The sequence below is a fragment of the Amycolatopsis tolypomycina genome (genome assembly GCF_900105945.1).
Classification (GTDB): Bacteria; Actinomycetota; Actinomycetes; order Mycobacteriales; family Pseudonocardiaceae; genus Amycolatopsis; species Amycolatopsis tolypomycina.
In genome coordinates this window covers 708,511-722,629 of record NZ_FNSO01000002.1, presented here as the reverse complement: position 1 = coordinate 722,629, position 14,119 = coordinate 708,511, and the positions used below count along the sequence as shown (strand labels likewise).

The following is a 14,119-nucleotide window of genomic DNA, read 5'->3' as shown; positions in this document are numbered from 1 at the left end:
TTCGCCGTGCAGGGAATCTGGACCACGGAACGGATTCGCGAGGCGGAGGGGCGGGCGTTCGCCGTCACGCCCGAGGGCGAGCTGATGCGGCGGGCGTCCTTCGGGCTCACAGTGCAGATCGCGGACCTCCTGGACGACCACACCGGCGGCGTTGCCGGCCGCCGGGTCGTCCTCCTAGTGGGCTCCGGCGACAACGGCGGCGACGCGCTCTGGGCCGGGGCGTTCCTGCGCCGCCGCGGGGTGGCCGTCACGGCAATCCTGCTCAAGCCCGAAAAAGCCCACGCCAAGGGGCTGAAAGCGCTGAAGCGGGCCGGCGGTCGCGCAGTGTCCGCCGAGGACGGTCCACAGTGGATCGCCAAGGCCGACGTCGTGGTCGACGGCATCGTCGGCATCTCCGCCCGTGGCTCGCTGCGCCCCGACGCCGCGCGTCTCGTGGCCCTGATCGAGGCGCCGATCGTGGCGGTCGACCTGCCCAGCGGCGTCGACCCGGACACCGGCGCGGTCGACGGGCCGGCTGTCGAAGCCACCCGGACGGTGACGTTCGGCGCGCTCAAGCCGGTCCACGCGCTCGCGCCCACCCACTGCGGCGAGGTCGTCCTCGTCGACATCGGCCTCGAGCTGGACAAGCCCGACCTGCAGCGCCTCGACATCGTCGACGTCGCCGCGGCCTGGCCCATCCCCGGCTCGGCGGACGACAAGTACAGCCAGGGCGTCGTCGGCATCGCGGCGGGCTCGGCGACGTACCCGGGCGCGGCGGTGCTGGCCGCGGGCTCGGCGGTCCGCGCCACCTCGGGCCTCGTGCGCTACGCGGGCCACGCGGCCGACGTCGTCCGCGGGCAGTGGCCGGAGATCATCGCGACGGGCACGGTCGCGGACGCCGGCCGCGTCCAGGCCTGGGCGGTCGGCCCCGGCATCGGCACCGGCGCGGAGGGCCGCGAAGTGCTGCGGCACGTCCTCGGCCAGGGCGTCCCGGTCTGCGCGGACGCCGACGCCACGACGATCATCGCGAAGACCCCGGACGTCCTCGACGCCCGCGACCCCGACACCCCGCTGGTCCTGACGCCGCACGCGGGCGAGTACGAGCGCCTGATGGGCCACAAGCCCGGCCCGGACCGCGTGACGGCGGCGCGCGAAGCGGCGAAGAAGTACGACGCGGTGGTGCTGCTGAAGGGGCACTGCACGGTCATCGCGGCCCCCGACGGCCGAGTCGCGGTCAACACCCCGCGCGGCGCCTGGCTGGCGACGGCGGGCTCGGGTGACGTCCTGTCAGGCCTGGTCGGCGCGCTCCTGGCAGCGGGCCGCGACCCCTGGCTGGCCGCGGGCATGGCGGCCCACGTCCACTCCCTCGCGGGCGCGATCGCCGCCCAGAACGCCCCGACCTCGGCGTCCGGCCTGGTCCACGCCATCCCGGAGGCCATCCGCTCGATCCGCTCGCTAACGTCCTGAGAAGACTTATCGAGTTCTCTGTTAACTTCGCGCGGCAAATCTGGTAAGAATGCCGTGTGAGCGGCGGCACAGTACCCGGAGACCGGAAGACCCGGCCGTCCGATGCCGTCGTCGAACAGCGGCGGCAGGACATCCTCGACCACGTCATCGAGCAGGGCGAAGCTCGCATCGACGACCTGACGTCGAGGTTCAAGGTCAGCCTGATGACCATGCACCGCGACCTCGACGACCTGGCCGAACGCCGTCTTCTCCGCAAGCTCCGCGGCAAGGTCGAGGCGTACCCGGCGCTCACCATCGAGAGCGCCGCCCGCTTCCGCGACACGCTCCACCACGGCGAGAAGGACGCGCTCGGCGCGGCCGCCGCGAAGCACGTCCAGCCCGGCCAGACCGTCTTCGTCGACGACTCCACCACCCTGCTCCCACTGGTCAAGCGGCTCGCCGAGATCGACGCGCTGACCGTCATCACCAACTCGCTGCACGCCGCCCGCCTGCTCGGCCCGAAGGTCGACGTCGTCCTCGCCGGCGGCCGCTACAGCCACGAGTACGACTCCTGCGCCGGCCCCGAGGTGCTCAACCTGCTCGACTCGATCCGCGCCGACGTCTCGTTCGTCTCGGTCACCGCCGTCGCCGTCGGGCGGCTCTTCCACCCCGACCGCGACTACGCCGAGCTCAAGAAGGCCGCGCTGAAGGTCGCGAACCACAGCGTCCTCGTCGTCGACCACTCGAAGTTCGGCCGCACCGCCACCTACGCGCACGGCGACGTCGGCGACTACGACCTGCTGATCACCGGCCAAGCCACGCCCACCGAGGAGATCGAGGCCGCGCTCAACGCGGGCACCGCGATCGAGATCGTCGAACACGTCGCAGAGGGGCAGCCCTATGACAGCTGAACTGGTCGCCGGCATCGACTCGTCCACCCAGTCGACCAAGGTCGTCGTGTGCGACGCCGCCACCGGCGAGATCGTCCGCACCGGCCGCGCGCCGCACCCCGACGGCACCGAGGTGCACCCCGACGCCTGGTGGGACGCCTTCCAGGAGGCGACCAATGGCGTGCTCGACGGCGTCCAGGCCATCGGCGTCGGCGGCCAGCAGCACGGCATGGTCACCCTCGACGAGAACAACGACGTCGTCCGGCCCGCGCTGTTGTGGAACGACACCCGTTCCGCGCAGGCGGCGCTCGACCTGATCGAAGAGCTCGGCGGGCCGTCGGCCTGGGCGAAGTCCGTCGGCTCGGTGCCGGTCGCGAGCTTCACCGTCACGAAGCTGCGCTGGCTGGCCGAAAACGAGCCCGAACTCGCCGACCGCGTCACGCGCGTGCTGCTCCCGCACGACTGGCTGACCTGGAAGCTCACCGGCGGCGACCCGGTCACCGACCGCGGTGACGCCTCGGGCACGGGCTACTTCTCGCCGTCCGACAACGCCTACCGCCTCGACGTCCTGAGCCACGCCTTCGGCGGCCGCACGCCGGAGCTGCCCACTGTGCTCGGCCCGGCCGACGCCGCGGGCCACACGCCGGACGGCGTGCTCGTCTCGGCCGGCACCGGCGACAACATGGCCGCGGCGCTCGGGCTGGAGCTCAAGCCCGGTGACGCCGTCGTCTCGCTCGGCACCAGCGGCACGGTGTTCGGCGTCGCCGAGACCGGCGCGGCCGACGTCAGCGGCGAGGTCGCCGGGTTCGCCGACGCCACCGGCCGCTTCCTCCCGCTCGCCTGCACCCTCAACGCCGCCCGCGTCCTCACCGCGACGGCCGCGATGCTCGGCGCGACGCTCAGCGAGTTCGACCGGCTCGCCCTGGCCGCCGAGCCCGGTGCCGGCGGGCTGACGTTCCTGCCGTACCTCGACGGCGAGCGCACCCCGAACCTGCCCGGCGCCACCGGCTCGCTGACCGGGCTGACCAGGGACAACATGACCCCGGAGAACCTCGCGCGCAGCGCCGTCGAAGGCATGCTCTGCGGCTTGGCCGCCGGCCTCGACGCGGTGCGCGCGCACGGCCTCGACGTCCAGCGCGTGCTGCTGATCGGCGGGGGCGCGCAGTCGCGGGCCGTCCGCGCGGTCGCGCCGCTGGTGTTCGGCGTGCCCGTGCAGCTGCCCGAAGTCGCCGAGTACGTCGCGCTGGGCGCGGCGCGGCAGGCGGCGTGGGCCCTCGCTTCCAGTGCGGAACCCCCGTCCTGGCAGGAGAACCAGAAGCTTCGGCTCGAGCTGGACGAGCCGACCGAGGCGCAGCGCGCCGCGGGCCACCGGATCCAGCAGCGCCACCTCGAAGCCCGCGAAGCGGCTTACGGGGTCCGGCGAGAGAACCGAGAGGACTGACCGATGGCTTCCATCACCTACGACAAGGCGACCCGCCGCTACCCGGGCGCCGAGCGGCCCGCGGTCGACGCGCTGGACCTGGAGATCGCCGACGGCGAGTTCCTCGTGCTGGTCGGCCCGTCCGGCTGCGGCAAGTCGACCAGCCTGCGCATGCTCGCCGGCCTCGAGGACATCGACGACGGCGCCGTCTGGATCGGCGAGCGCGACGTCACCCAGCTGCCGCCGCGCTCGCGCGACATCGCGATGGTGTTCCAGAACTACGCGCTGTACCCGCACATGACGGTCGCGCAGAACATGGGCTTCGCGCTGAAGATCGCCGGCCGCCCCGCGTCCGAGATCAAGCAGAAGGTCCTGGAGGCGGCGAAGCTGCTCGACATCGAGCAGTACCTCGACCGCAAGCCGAAGGCGCTCTCCGGTGGTCAGCGCCAGCGCGTTGCGATGGGCCGTGCGATCGTCCGCGAGCCGCAGGTCTTCCTCATGGACGAGCCGCTGTCGAACCTCGACGCCAAGCTGCGTGTGTCGACGCGTACGCAGATCGCCGCGCTCCAGCGCCGCCTGGGCGTCACGACGGTGTACGTCACGCACGACCAGGTCGAGGCCATGACGATGGGTGACCGCGTCGCGGTGCTCTCGGACGGCCTGCTGCAGCAGTGCGACACCCCGCGCGCGCTGTACGACAAGCCCGCAAACGCTTTCGTCGCGGGCTTCATCGGCTCGCCGGCGATGAACCTGGTGACGGCGAAGCTGACGGCGGACGGCGCCGAGCTGGGCGGCGGCAGCGTGGCCCTGACCCGCGAGGTCATCGCGGCCGCCGACGGCGACACGGTGACCCTCGGCTTCCGGCCGGAGTCCCTCGAGGTGACGACCGAGGGCGACAGCTCGGTGCCGATCAAGGTCGACCTGGTCGAGGAGCTCGGCTCGGACGCGTACGTCTACGGCAAGCTGGCCGAGACGGACGCCGAGGGCACGAAGTCCAACATCGTCGCCCGCGTCGACCCGCGCACGCCGCCCGCCATGGGCGACACGATCCACCTGCGCATCCGGCCGGACGAGCTGCACGTGTTCTCCGCCACGTCCGGGGCGCGCCTGCCCTGACCTCGGGTCATGGGAAACTGGAGGACGCCATGACCTCCAGTTTTTCCCATGAACGCAGCCCCAGGGCGCAGGTCGACATCGACCTCGACGCGATCCGCCACAACCTCACCCTGCTGGGCGCCCGCGCGCCCGGCGCCGAGGTGATGGCCGTGGTGAAGGCCGATGCCTACGGCCACGGCGCGCTGCCGGTGGCGCGCGCCGCGGTCGAGGCCGGGGCCACCTGGCTGGGCACCTGCTCGCTCGGCGAAGCCCTCGCCCTTCGTGAGGCCGGGATCACCACGAAGCTGTTCAGCTGGCTGGACACCCCGGACGTCGACTTCGCGGCAGGCATCGAAGCCGACATCGACATCGCCGCCAGCTCGCTGGGTGAGCTTCGCCGCATCGCCGCCGCCGCGAAACCGGGTACCCGAGCTCGTGTGCACCTCAAAATCGACACCGGGCTCTCACGCAACGGCTGCCCGCCCGCCGCGTGGGCCGAGCTGGTCGAAGCGGCGGCCGCCGAACCGCGGGTCGAGGTCGTCGCGATCTGGTCCCACCTCGCGTGCGCCGACGAGCCGGACCACCCGGCCACCGACCTGCAGGCCAAGCGCTTCGCCGAGGCCTACGACGCCGCCCGCGCCGCCGGGCTCGACCCGAAGCGGCACCTGGCGAACTCCGCGGCCCTGCTCACCCGGCCCGACCTGCACTTCGACGTCGTCCGGCCCGGCATCGCCATGTACGGGCTGAATCCCGTGCCGCAGGCGGAAGACCTGCGTCCGGCCATGACGTTCCGGTCCGCGGTAGTCCTGGTCAAGCACATCGAAGCCGGCGAATCGGTCTCCTACGGGCACACCTGGACCGCGCAGCGCGACACGAACCTCGCGCTCGTCCCGGCCGGGTACGCCGACGGTGTCCCGCGGTCTCTTTCCGGCCGGATGGACGTCTGGCTCGGCGGAGAGCGGCGGCCGGTCGCCGGGCGGGTCTGCATGGACCAGCTCGTGGTCGACTGCGGTGACTACGTGCCCGCCGTCGGCGCCGAGGTCGTCCTGTTCGGCGCGGGGACGCACGGTGAGCCGACCGCCCGCGAATGGGCCGACAAGCTCGGCACCATCGACTACGAGGTCGTCACCTCGATGTACCGGCCGCGGGTCCGCCGCCGGTATCTGGGGATGAGCGCGTGACACCTTCACGACGACTGCTGGCCATCGCCGGCGGGGTCGGGGCACTGGCCACCGGCACCGCCGCCGCCATCGCCGTCGCCGCGCAGCAGCGGCGGCACAGTGAGGATCCGTACGTGGACGAGCCACTGGGGGAGCTGAAGCCCGACCGCACTTCGACGGTCGCGGCCGAGGACGGCACGCCGCTTTCGGTCGAGGAGATCGACCCGGAAGACGGCGGCGAACCGGAACTGACCGTCGTGGGAGTGCACGGCTTCGCGCTTTCGCGGCGCTGCTGGCACTTCCAGCGGCGTGACCTGGCGAAGCTGAGCCTGCCGCGCGTGCGTCAGGTGTACTACGACCACCGCAGCCACGGCCTGTCCGGCGCGGCGTCCGCCGAGACGTCGACCATCGAACAGCTGGCGCGGGACCTGGACTGCGTGCTGCGGTCGGTGGTGCCGGACGGGCCGATCGTGCTGATGGGGCACTCGATGGGCGGCATGGTCATCATGGAGCTGGCCGCCGAGTTCCCCGAGCTGTTCGAAGACCGCGTGTGCGGGGTCGCCTTCATCGCGACCGCGGCGGGCGAAGTGGGCGCACGCGGGTTGCCGCGTTCGCTGCTCTCGAAGTACAACCCGCTGACGCGCGCGGCCGGCGGGCTCGCCGGGTGGCAGCCCGGGCTGGTCGAGTTCGTCCGCGCGGCGGGCGGGCAGCTGACGCGGCAGGCGGTGCGCCGGCTGGCGTTCGGCAGCCGCGACGTCGCGCCGCGGCTCGTCGACTTCATGCTCGAGATGCTGGAAGTGACGCCGGTGCGCGGGCTCGTCAACTTCGTCGACACCCTCGGCAGCCACAACCGCTACGCGGCGCTGGCCGGCCTGAAGCACGCGGAAGTGCTGGTCATCGGCGGCGACTCGGACCGGTTCACGCCGTTCGCGCACGCCGAGCGGATCGCGGCCGAGCTGCCCGACGCGGAGCTGGTCCGCGTCCGCGGCGCCGGCCACATGGTCCAGCTCGAGCAGCCCGAGCTGGTGAACAGCCATCTAATCGATCTCCTGCAACGCTGTTCCGGTGCGGACGGCGTGACCTCGTCCCGGCGAACCTGGTGGTGGCAGCGTTGAGTTTCGTGTTCCCGACCCCCGAAGAGACCATGGACTTCGGGCGCGCGCTCGGCCGCGTCCTGCGCGCGGGCGACCTGGTCCTCCTGGCCGGCCCGCTCGGCGCGGGCAAGACGACGCTGACCCGCGGCATCGCGGACGGCCTCGGCGTCGGCGGCCGGGTCAGCAGCCCGACGTTCGTCCTGGCCCGCGTCCACCCGGCGGGCGCCGCGGGCGTCCCGCTGGTGCACGTGGACGCGTACCGCCTGGGCGGCGACCTGTCCCAGCTGGACGACCTGGACCTGGACACGGACCTGGAGCGCTCGGCGATCGTGGTCGAGTGGGGCGAGGGCTCGGCGGAGCGGCTGTCGGAGGACTACCTCGTGGTCCGGCTGGACCGCCGCGAGGACGACGTCCGCGAGGTGACGCTGGAACCGCACGGCACCTGGACCGACCGCGTCCCGGAGCTCACCCCGGCGCACTGAAGACTCATTCCTGGCATCCGACGCCAGGAATGAGTCATTCACTGCGGTCGGACCAGCATCAGCCGCCGTTGTACTGCTGGTAGGCCGGGGCCCGGAAGGTCCGGGCGCCGGCGCCCGCGATCTTGTCGACCGCGCGCAGGAACTTCGGGCCCATCTTCGCGGTGGCCTGCCGGACCGGGTGCGTGGCTCCGAAGTCCTCCGGGTTCGCCTGGCCGTGCGCGAACATCGAGTAGATCAGCACCGGCTTGCCCGCGGCGTCGAACATGATGCCCGCCTCGTTGCGGCCGTCGTTCAGCCAGCCCGCCTTCGTGGCGATCCTCGCCCGGTCGACGGACGACATCTCCCGCCGGATGCCGTCGGTGAACGCCACCTGCGAGCGCAGGATGGACAGCAGGTACTCCGTCGACGCCGGGCTCAGCAAGGTACCTGCGACCAGCGCCTTCAGCAGGTCGTGGGTCTCGCGCGGAGTGGTCTGGCCGAGGAAGTAGCGGTTCGGGTTGGCCACCGGCGTGACCTGGGTCTTCGGGAAGCCCTTGGCCACCAGGATCTGGTTGATCTCGGCCGCCGGCACCACGAGCCCCACCAGGCGGACGCACGTGTCGTCCGAAACCGTGAGGAACAGCGACAGGACGTGGCCCAGCGTGAACGCGCTCGGGTACGCCTTGTCCAGGATGATGATGCCGTCACCACCCGGCACGACGATGCTCGCCGGCACCTGCACCTGCTGGTCCAGGGTGAGCAGGCCCCGGTCGATCTTGTCCATCAAGGTGACCGCGACGGCCACCTTGTTGACGCTGTACGCCTCGACGACCTCGTCGGACGCCACGTCGACGGCCACCCCGTCGGCCACGCTGATGTAGGAGTTCCAGGTTCCGCCTGCCTCGGCGGCCGCGGTGTCGTAGACGCGCTTCACCTTCTGCCTGGCCCGGTCCGGTGTGGCCGGGCTGGCCTCGATGTCTGCTTCCTGCGCGGACGCGGGAGAGCCGGCCAGAATGCTTCCGGCGGCGACGGCGGTTCCCAAGCCGAACGCCGCTCGCCTGTTGAGTCGATACCCCATCGCGAGATCCAACCACGGATGGAGCAACGACGTCGATCATCCGGCCGGACTCACGACCGCCCGCGCGACGCCCAGGTCCACCAGGTCCTGCGGCCGCAGGTGCAGCTGGTTGGCGATGTCCGGCACCTCCGAAGCCGGCCGCTTGAGGATCGCCGCCGCGGCTTCCGGTGACGTCACCGAGAAATACGCGTCCGGTGCGACCCACGTCGACCCCGCCGCGGCGAACGCCAGCGCGCCGCCCGAGCCGCCTTCGCCGATCACCAGCGTCGTCACCGGAACCGAAGCCGTGGCCACCGCCTCGAACAGCTCCGCGATCGCGCCGCCCGCGCCCGCCTGCTCCGCCGCCGCGTCGTTCGCCGCGCCCGGGGTGTCGACCAGCGTCAGGACCGGAATCCCCAGCCGGGACGCCAGCCGCACCAGGCGCGCCGCCGTGCGGAAGCCCGACGGCAACGTCGGCGTGCCGCACTGGGCCGCGTAAGCGATCGTCCGGCCGTCGCGCCAGCCGAAGCCGCACGCGACACCCGGGTCCGCGCCGCCGACGCGGTCGCCGCTGATGTCCTGGCGCCAGTCGAAGTACGCGTCGAGGTACTCCGCCGCCCGGGCCCGCTCCGCGGCACGCGCCGCCTGGACCGCTTCCCAGCCCGTCGAAGGCAGCGAAGCCGCCCGCAGCGCGGCAGGTGGCGGCGCGGCGGCCGTCGAGCGCGCGGTCAGCAGCCGCAGCCACCGCTCCAGGGCCGCGCCGAGGTCGTCCGGGGCGACGACGGCGTCGACCTGGCCCCACTCGAGCTTCGCCTCCGCCGTGTAGGCCTCCGGCGAGCCGGGCGGCCGCACCCGCGAGCCCGCGAACCCGACCTGCGCGTCCGGCAGCGCGAGGATGACATCGGCGCCCGCGCCGAGCGTCGCCCAGCCGCCGCCGGTCGTCGGGTCGCGCAGCACCGAGATCTGCGGGATGCCGACCGACCGCGTCAACGCCGACGCCCGCGCCACCCGCTGCAGCTGCATCAACGCGCGCATGCCCTGCTGCATGCGGCTGCCGCCGGTCGCGATCAGCGACACCACCGGCAGCCGCACGTCGCGGGCGTGCGCGAACGCCGCCTCGATCCGGTCGCCGGTGCGCTGCCCGAGCGACCCGCCGAGGAACCCGAATTCGAAGGCGATCAGCACGGCTTCGAAGTCGCCGATCTTCGCCGTCCCGCAGACGACCGACTCCTTCTCGCCGGTGCGCGCTTCCGCCGCGGAACGCGCTTCCCGGTAGCCCGGCCAGCCGATCGGGCCGTCGGCGGGCTCCTCGCGCAGCGGCGTCGGGAACTCGGTGAACCCGTTCGCGATCGCGCCGACGACCTCGCGCGCCGGCAGCCTAGGCACCGAGCGCCCGCTTCATGACCTTGCCCATGTCGTTGCGGGGCAACGCGTCCAGGTACCGGACGACCCGCGGGCGCTTGTGCGGTGCGAGCAGTTTCGCGACGTGGTCGGCGAGTTCGTCGGCACTCGGCGGTTCCCCGTCCGGCACGATCCACGCGACGATCCGCTCGCCGAGGTCGTCGTCCGGTTCGCCGGTGACGGCCGCCTCGGCGACGCCGGGGTGTTCGAGCAGCGCGTTCTCGATCTCACCCGCGCCGATCTTGTACCCGCCGCTCTTGATCAGGTCGGTCGCCTTGCGCCCGACGATCTTGACGTACCCGTCGGCGTCTCGCGTGGCCATGTCGCCGGTGCGGAACCAGCCGCCGTCGAACGCGGCCGCGGTCGCGTCCGGGCGGTTGAGGTACTCGGTGAACAGGTTCGGGCCGCGCACCTGGATCTCGCCGACCGTCTCGACGTCCTCGATCACCTCGCCGGCGTCACCGACCAGCCGCAGTTCGACGCCCCGCAGCGGGACGCCGACCGTGCCGGGTTTGCGTTCGCCGTCCGCGCGGACGCTCGTGTTCATCAGCGTCTCGGTCATGCCGTAGCGCTCGACGACCTGCCGGCCGGTCGCCGCGGTGATCCGCTGGTGGTCGTGCACCGGCAGCGCCGCGGACCCGGAGACCAGCAGCCGCGCCTTGCCCAGCGCCTCGGCCAGCGCCGGGTCGGAGCCGACCTCGCCGGCGATCCGGTGGTACATCGTCGGGACGCCGAACAGCATCGTGGCGCCGTGCGCGAGTTCCCGCGCGACGCCCTCGGTCGAGAACCGGCCGAGGTGCCGCACCGAACCGCCGCGGCGCAGCGGGCCGAGGATGCCGAGGATCAGCCCGTGCACGTGGAACAGGGGGAGCGCGTGCACCAGGGTGTCCGCGTCCGTCCAGCCCCAGGCGTCCTCCAGGGCGTCCAGTGTGGTCGCGAGCGCGCGGCGGGGGAGCACGACGCCCTTCGGCGGCCCGGTGGTGCCCGAGGTGTAGACGATCAGCGCGGGGGATTCGGCGTCCGGTTCGTCAGGGAGCGGCGCTTTCCCGCCGGTCAGCGGGATGTCCCGGCGGGGGAGCGCGGCCAGGCCGGACGGCAGCTCGGCGCCGGGTTCGGCCAGGACGAGCGCGGGTTCGCTGTCGGCGAGGATGTGGGCGAGCTCGCGTTCGCCGATCTTCGGGTTGAGCGGCACCGCCGGCACGCCGGCGAGCAGCGCGGCGACGACCGCGACGCTCGTGTGCACGGTCGGCGTCGCCCACACCGCGACCCGGCCGGACGGCAGCTCGCGGGCGAGCCCGCCGGCCACCGCGGCGAGGTCGTCGTAGGTCAGGACGTGGTCGCCGAAGCGCAGGGCTTCTTTGGCGGCGCCGGCGACGAGCGTGGGGAACAAGGGGTCGGGCACCGCGGGGACCTCCCAGTGTCGGACTCGATCAGCACGTTACCGCGCGGATCCGTCCCCTGCAGCAAGCGGCCGAAGGCGCTGGTCGTAGGCTGGGACACCGTGTTGGTACTGGCGATCGATACCTCGACCCCGGCGGTGACAGCGGGCGTCGTCGCGCTGGACGGCGGCCTGGTCGAGACCCGCGGTGAGCGCGTCACGGTCGACCCCCGCGCCCACGGGGAGCTGATCACGCCGCACGCGCTGGCCGCCGCCGAAGCCGCGGGCGTCACCCTCAAGGACCTCGACGCGATCGTCGCCGGTGTCGGCCCCGGGCCGTTCACCGGCCTGCGCGCCGGGATGGCCACCGCCGCGGCGCTCGGCCACGCCCTCGGCATCCCGGTGTACCCGGTCTGCAGCCTCGACGCGCTGGCCGCCGACGTCGCCCCGGGCGACCACGCCTTCCTCGTGCTGACCGACGCCCGTCGCCGCGAGGTCTACTGGGCCGCCTACGACGCCGCGGGCCGGCGCACCGACGGCCCGCACGTCCAGCGCCCGGCCGACCTCGAGACCGACGTCAAGGTGGCGGCAGGCGACGGCGCGCTGCTGTACGCCGACGCGCTCGGCGTCCGGCCCATCGAGCCGCGCTTCCCGTCGCCCGCCGGCCTGGTGAAGGTCGCGCGGAGTGCTCTTTTGGGGAAGGAACCGCCGGCGCCGCTGACGCCGTTGTACCTGCGTCGTCCGGACGCCGCCGAGCCCGCCGCGCCGAAACGGGTGACCGTCCCGTGAGACTCGGCCCCCTGCGCCGCATGGACATCGCCCGGTGCGTGGAGATCGAGCAGATCCTGTTCCCCGGCGACGACCCGTGGAGCGCCCGCGCGTTCCATTCCGAGCTGGACGCGGGCAACTTCTACCTGGCCGCGCGCCCGGACGAGGGCGACGAGCTGCTCGGCTACGCCGGGCTGGCCGTCGTCGGGCGCCGCCGCGGCGAGTACGAGGCGACCGTGCACACGATCGGCGTCGCGCCGGAGTACCAGGGCCAGGGCATCGGCAAGGCGCTGCTGCAGGCGCTGCTGGCGCGGGCCGACGAGTTCGAGGCGCCGGTCTTCCTCGAGGTCCGCACGGACAACACGACGGCGCTCGCCCTGTACGAGCGCCACGGCTTCGAACGGCTCGGCATCCGGAAGCGCTACTACCAGCCTTCCGGCGCCGACGCGTACACGATGGTCCGCCCGGCGCGGACGCGAGACGGGGTGGCGGGCTGATGGCACGCATCATCATGGGTATCGAGAGCTCGTGCGACGAGACTGGTGTCGGCCTGGTCCGGCTGCATGACGACGGCACTGTTGAGCTGCTGGCCGACGAGGTGGCCTCCAGTGTGGAGCAGCATGCGCGGTTCGGTGGTGTGGTGCCCGAGGTCGCCAGCCGGGCGCACCTTGAAGCGATGGTCCCGACCACGTCTCGGGCGTTTGCCACGGCTGGGCTTTCGATGTCCGATGTGGACGCGATTGCCGTGACGGCCGGGCCGGGGCTGGCGGGCGCGCTGCTCGTCGGTGTCTCGGCGGCGAAGGCGTATGCGACCGCTTTGGATGTGCCGCTGTACGGCGTCAATCATCTGGCTGGGCATATTGCGGTGGATACGCTGCAGCACGGGCCGCTGCCCACGCCGTGCCTGGCGTTGCTGGTTTCCGGTGGGCACACGCAGCTGCTGCGGGTGGACGACATCGCGTCGTCGATCACCGAGCTGGGGTCCACTGTGGACGACGCTGCTGGTGAGGCTTATGACAAGGTCGCGCGGGTGCTCGGCCTGCCGTACCCGGGCGGGCCGCCGATCGACAAGGCGGCCAAGAACGGTGATCCGTCGGCGATTGCTTTTCCTCGGGGGATGACCGGGCCGCGGGATGCTGCCTTTGATTTTTCCTTCTCTGGTTTGAAGACTGCGGTGGCGCGTTGGGTTGAGGGAGCTGCTCGGCGTGGTGAGGAGATCCCGGTGGACGATGTTGCGGCGTCGTTCCAGGAGGCTGTTGCGGATGTGTTGACCGCCAAGGCGATTCGTGCTGCCAAGGAGCAGGGGATCGACACCATGGTGATCTCCGGTGGGGTGGCGGCGAATTCGCGGCTCAAGGAGCTGGCGGCCGAGCGTTGTGCTGCGGCGGGGATCGAGTTGCGGGTTCCTCGGCCTCGGTTGTGCACTGATAACGGGGCGATGATCGCCGCCTTGGGTGCGCATGTTGTGGCGGCTAAGCGGCCGACCGCGCCGTTGGAGTTCAGTGCCAATCCAGCTTTGCCGGTTCAGGTGGTCTCGCTGTAGCTGTGGTTTTCCCGCCACCCCGAAGCCTTCATTACGCCGTGAATCCCAGCCTGGTTCCCGGGATGGGGGGTGGGCGCTCGGTCTCGGTGATGCCTCCCGTTGCCACCTCCGTGACGACCGCTCGCCACAACGCCTCCGCCGGTGCGTTGTTGTGGTCGAACGACAACGTCCACTTGCCCGGGTGGCGGGCGAACACGAGTTTTGCCGCGCGCCGGGCGATGCCCCGCCTGCGGTAGCGGCGGACCACGAAGAACTCTGCGATGTTCCACGAACCGGTGCTGTCGACGTCGCTGCGTAGCAGGGTGAAGCCGGCGAGCTTGCCGTCGACCGTGACGAAGTACGCCTCGCGGCCGGGCTCGGTGAAGTACGCGTCCAGGTAGCTGTACGTGAACGTGCCGTGGGGGGGGTCAGGTCCAGCTCGCGGATC

General features: G+C 72.3%; 14 protein-coding genes. 10 read left to right on the top strand and 4 right to left on the bottom strand.

Annotation, left to right across the window (positions count from 1 at the left end; translation table 11 throughout):
* The first annotated feature begins 6 nt into the window (after positions 1 to 6).
* The 7 genes from BLW76_RS04995 to tsaE are packed head-to-tail and all read left to right on the top strand — an operon-like array spanning position 7 to position 7,566.
* Positions 7 to 1,446: an NAD(P)H-hydrate dehydratase gene (locus tag BLW76_RS04995; protein WP_091304655.1), complete on the top strand. Its 1,440-nt coding sequence runs from the start codon at positions 7 to 9 to the stop codon at positions 1,444 to 1,446.
* Positions 1,447 to 1,502: 56 nt separating this feature from the next.
* Positions 1,503 to 2,336 (top strand): DeoR/GlpR family DNA-binding transcription regulator, encoded by an 834-nt coding sequence (locus BLW76_RS04990; RefSeq protein ID WP_091304654.1) that lies wholly within the window; start codon positions 1,503 to 1,505, stop codon positions 2,334 to 2,336.
* Entirely contained in the window at positions 2,326 to 3,756 is a 1,431-nt protein-coding gene (gene xylB / locus BLW76_RS04985; RefSeq protein WP_091304653.1) for a xylulokinase, read from the top strand. Before BLW76_RS04990 ends, xylB begins: the two co-directional genes overlap by 11 nt.
* A gap of 3 nt (positions 3,757 to 3,759) precedes the next feature.
* Positions 3,760 to 4,851 carry an ABC transporter ATP-binding protein gene (locus tag BLW76_RS04980; RefSeq protein WP_091304652.1) on the top strand — a complete coding sequence of 364 codons (1,092 nt, stop codon included), beginning with the start codon at positions 3,760 to 3,762 and terminating at the stop codon, positions 4,849 to 4,851.
* A 29-nt stretch (positions 4,852 to 4,880) separates the two neighbouring features.
* Positions 4,881 to 6,011: an alanine racemase gene (gene alr, locus BLW76_RS04975; protein WP_091304651.1), complete on the top strand. Its 1,131-nt coding sequence runs from the start codon at positions 4,881 to 4,883 to the stop codon at positions 6,009 to 6,011.
* Positions 6,008 to 7,105, top strand: a complete 1,098-nt coding sequence (locus BLW76_RS04970) for an alpha/beta fold hydrolase (protein ID WP_167384467.1) — start codon at positions 6,008 to 6,010, stop codon at positions 7,103 to 7,105. Before alr ends, BLW76_RS04970 begins: the two co-directional genes overlap by 4 nt.
* Positions 7,102 to 7,566 (top strand): tRNA (adenosine(37)-N6)-threonylcarbamoyltransferase complex ATPase subunit type 1 TsaE, encoded by a 465-nt coding sequence (gene tsaE / locus BLW76_RS04965; RefSeq protein ID WP_167384466.1) that lies wholly within the window; start codon positions 7,102 to 7,104, stop codon positions 7,564 to 7,566. The genes BLW76_RS04970 and tsaE overlap by 4 nt, the downstream gene beginning before the upstream one ends.
* Positions 7,567 to 7,624: 58 nt before the next feature.
* On the opposite strand, the gene BLW76_RS04960 is transcribed toward tsaE, so the two are convergent.
* The 3 genes from BLW76_RS04960 to BLW76_RS04950 all read right to left on the bottom strand — a co-directional run bounded on the left by BLW76_RS04960 (position 7,625) and on the right by BLW76_RS04950 (position 11,405).
* Positions 7,625 to 8,587, bottom strand: coding sequence for a serine hydrolase (locus tag BLW76_RS04960; RefSeq protein ID WP_091304649.1), 963 nt, complete (start codon positions 8,585 to 8,587; stop codon positions 7,625 to 7,627).
* A 72-nt stretch (positions 8,588 to 8,659) separates the two neighbouring features.
* Positions 8,660 to 9,988 carry a carboxyl transferase domain-containing protein gene (locus tag BLW76_RS04955; protein ID WP_091304648.1) on the bottom strand — a complete coding sequence of 443 codons (1,329 nt, stop codon included), beginning with the start codon at positions 9,986 to 9,988 and terminating at the stop codon, positions 8,660 to 8,662.
* Positions 9,981 to 11,405: an acyl-CoA synthetase gene (locus tag BLW76_RS04950; RefSeq protein ID WP_091304647.1), complete on the bottom strand. Its 1,425-nt coding sequence runs from the start codon at positions 11,403 to 11,405 to the stop codon at positions 9,981 to 9,983. Before BLW76_RS04950 ends, BLW76_RS04955 begins: the two co-directional genes overlap by 8 nt.
* 99 nt (positions 11,406 to 11,504) lie before the next feature.
* Here BLW76_RS04950 and tsaB point away from each other — a divergent pair, with 99 nt between their 5' ends.
* Genes tsaB through tsaD form a run of 3 tightly spaced genes read left to right on the top strand, consistent with a single transcriptional unit; the run spans position 11,505 to position 13,692 of the window.
* Entirely contained in the window at positions 11,505 to 12,170 is a 666-nt protein-coding gene (gene tsaB / locus BLW76_RS04945; protein ID WP_091304768.1) for a tRNA (adenosine(37)-N6)-threonylcarbamoyltransferase complex dimerization subunit type 1 TsaB, read from the top strand.
* A complete protein-coding gene (rimI, locus tag BLW76_RS04940) occupies positions 12,167 to 12,646 on the top strand; it encodes a ribosomal protein S18-alanine N-acetyltransferase (RefSeq protein WP_091304646.1) in 480 nt (159 codons plus the stop codon). The genes tsaB and rimI overlap by 4 nt, the downstream gene beginning before the upstream one ends.
* Positions 12,646 to 13,692: a tRNA (adenosine(37)-N6)-threonylcarbamoyltransferase complex transferase subunit TsaD gene (gene tsaD, locus BLW76_RS04935; protein ID WP_091304645.1), complete on the top strand. Its 1,047-nt coding sequence runs from the start codon at positions 12,646 to 12,648 to the stop codon at positions 13,690 to 13,692. The genes rimI and tsaD overlap by 1 nt, the downstream gene beginning before the upstream one ends.
* Positions 13,693 to 13,723: 31 nt before the next feature.
* Here the strand turns inward: tsaD and BLW76_RS50755 are convergent, their stop codons facing one another.
* Entirely contained in the window at positions 13,724 to 14,068 is a 345-nt protein-coding gene (locus BLW76_RS50755; RefSeq protein ID WP_091304644.1) for a GNAT family N-acetyltransferase, read from the bottom strand.
* Positions 14,069 to 14,119: the final 51 nt, after the last annotated feature.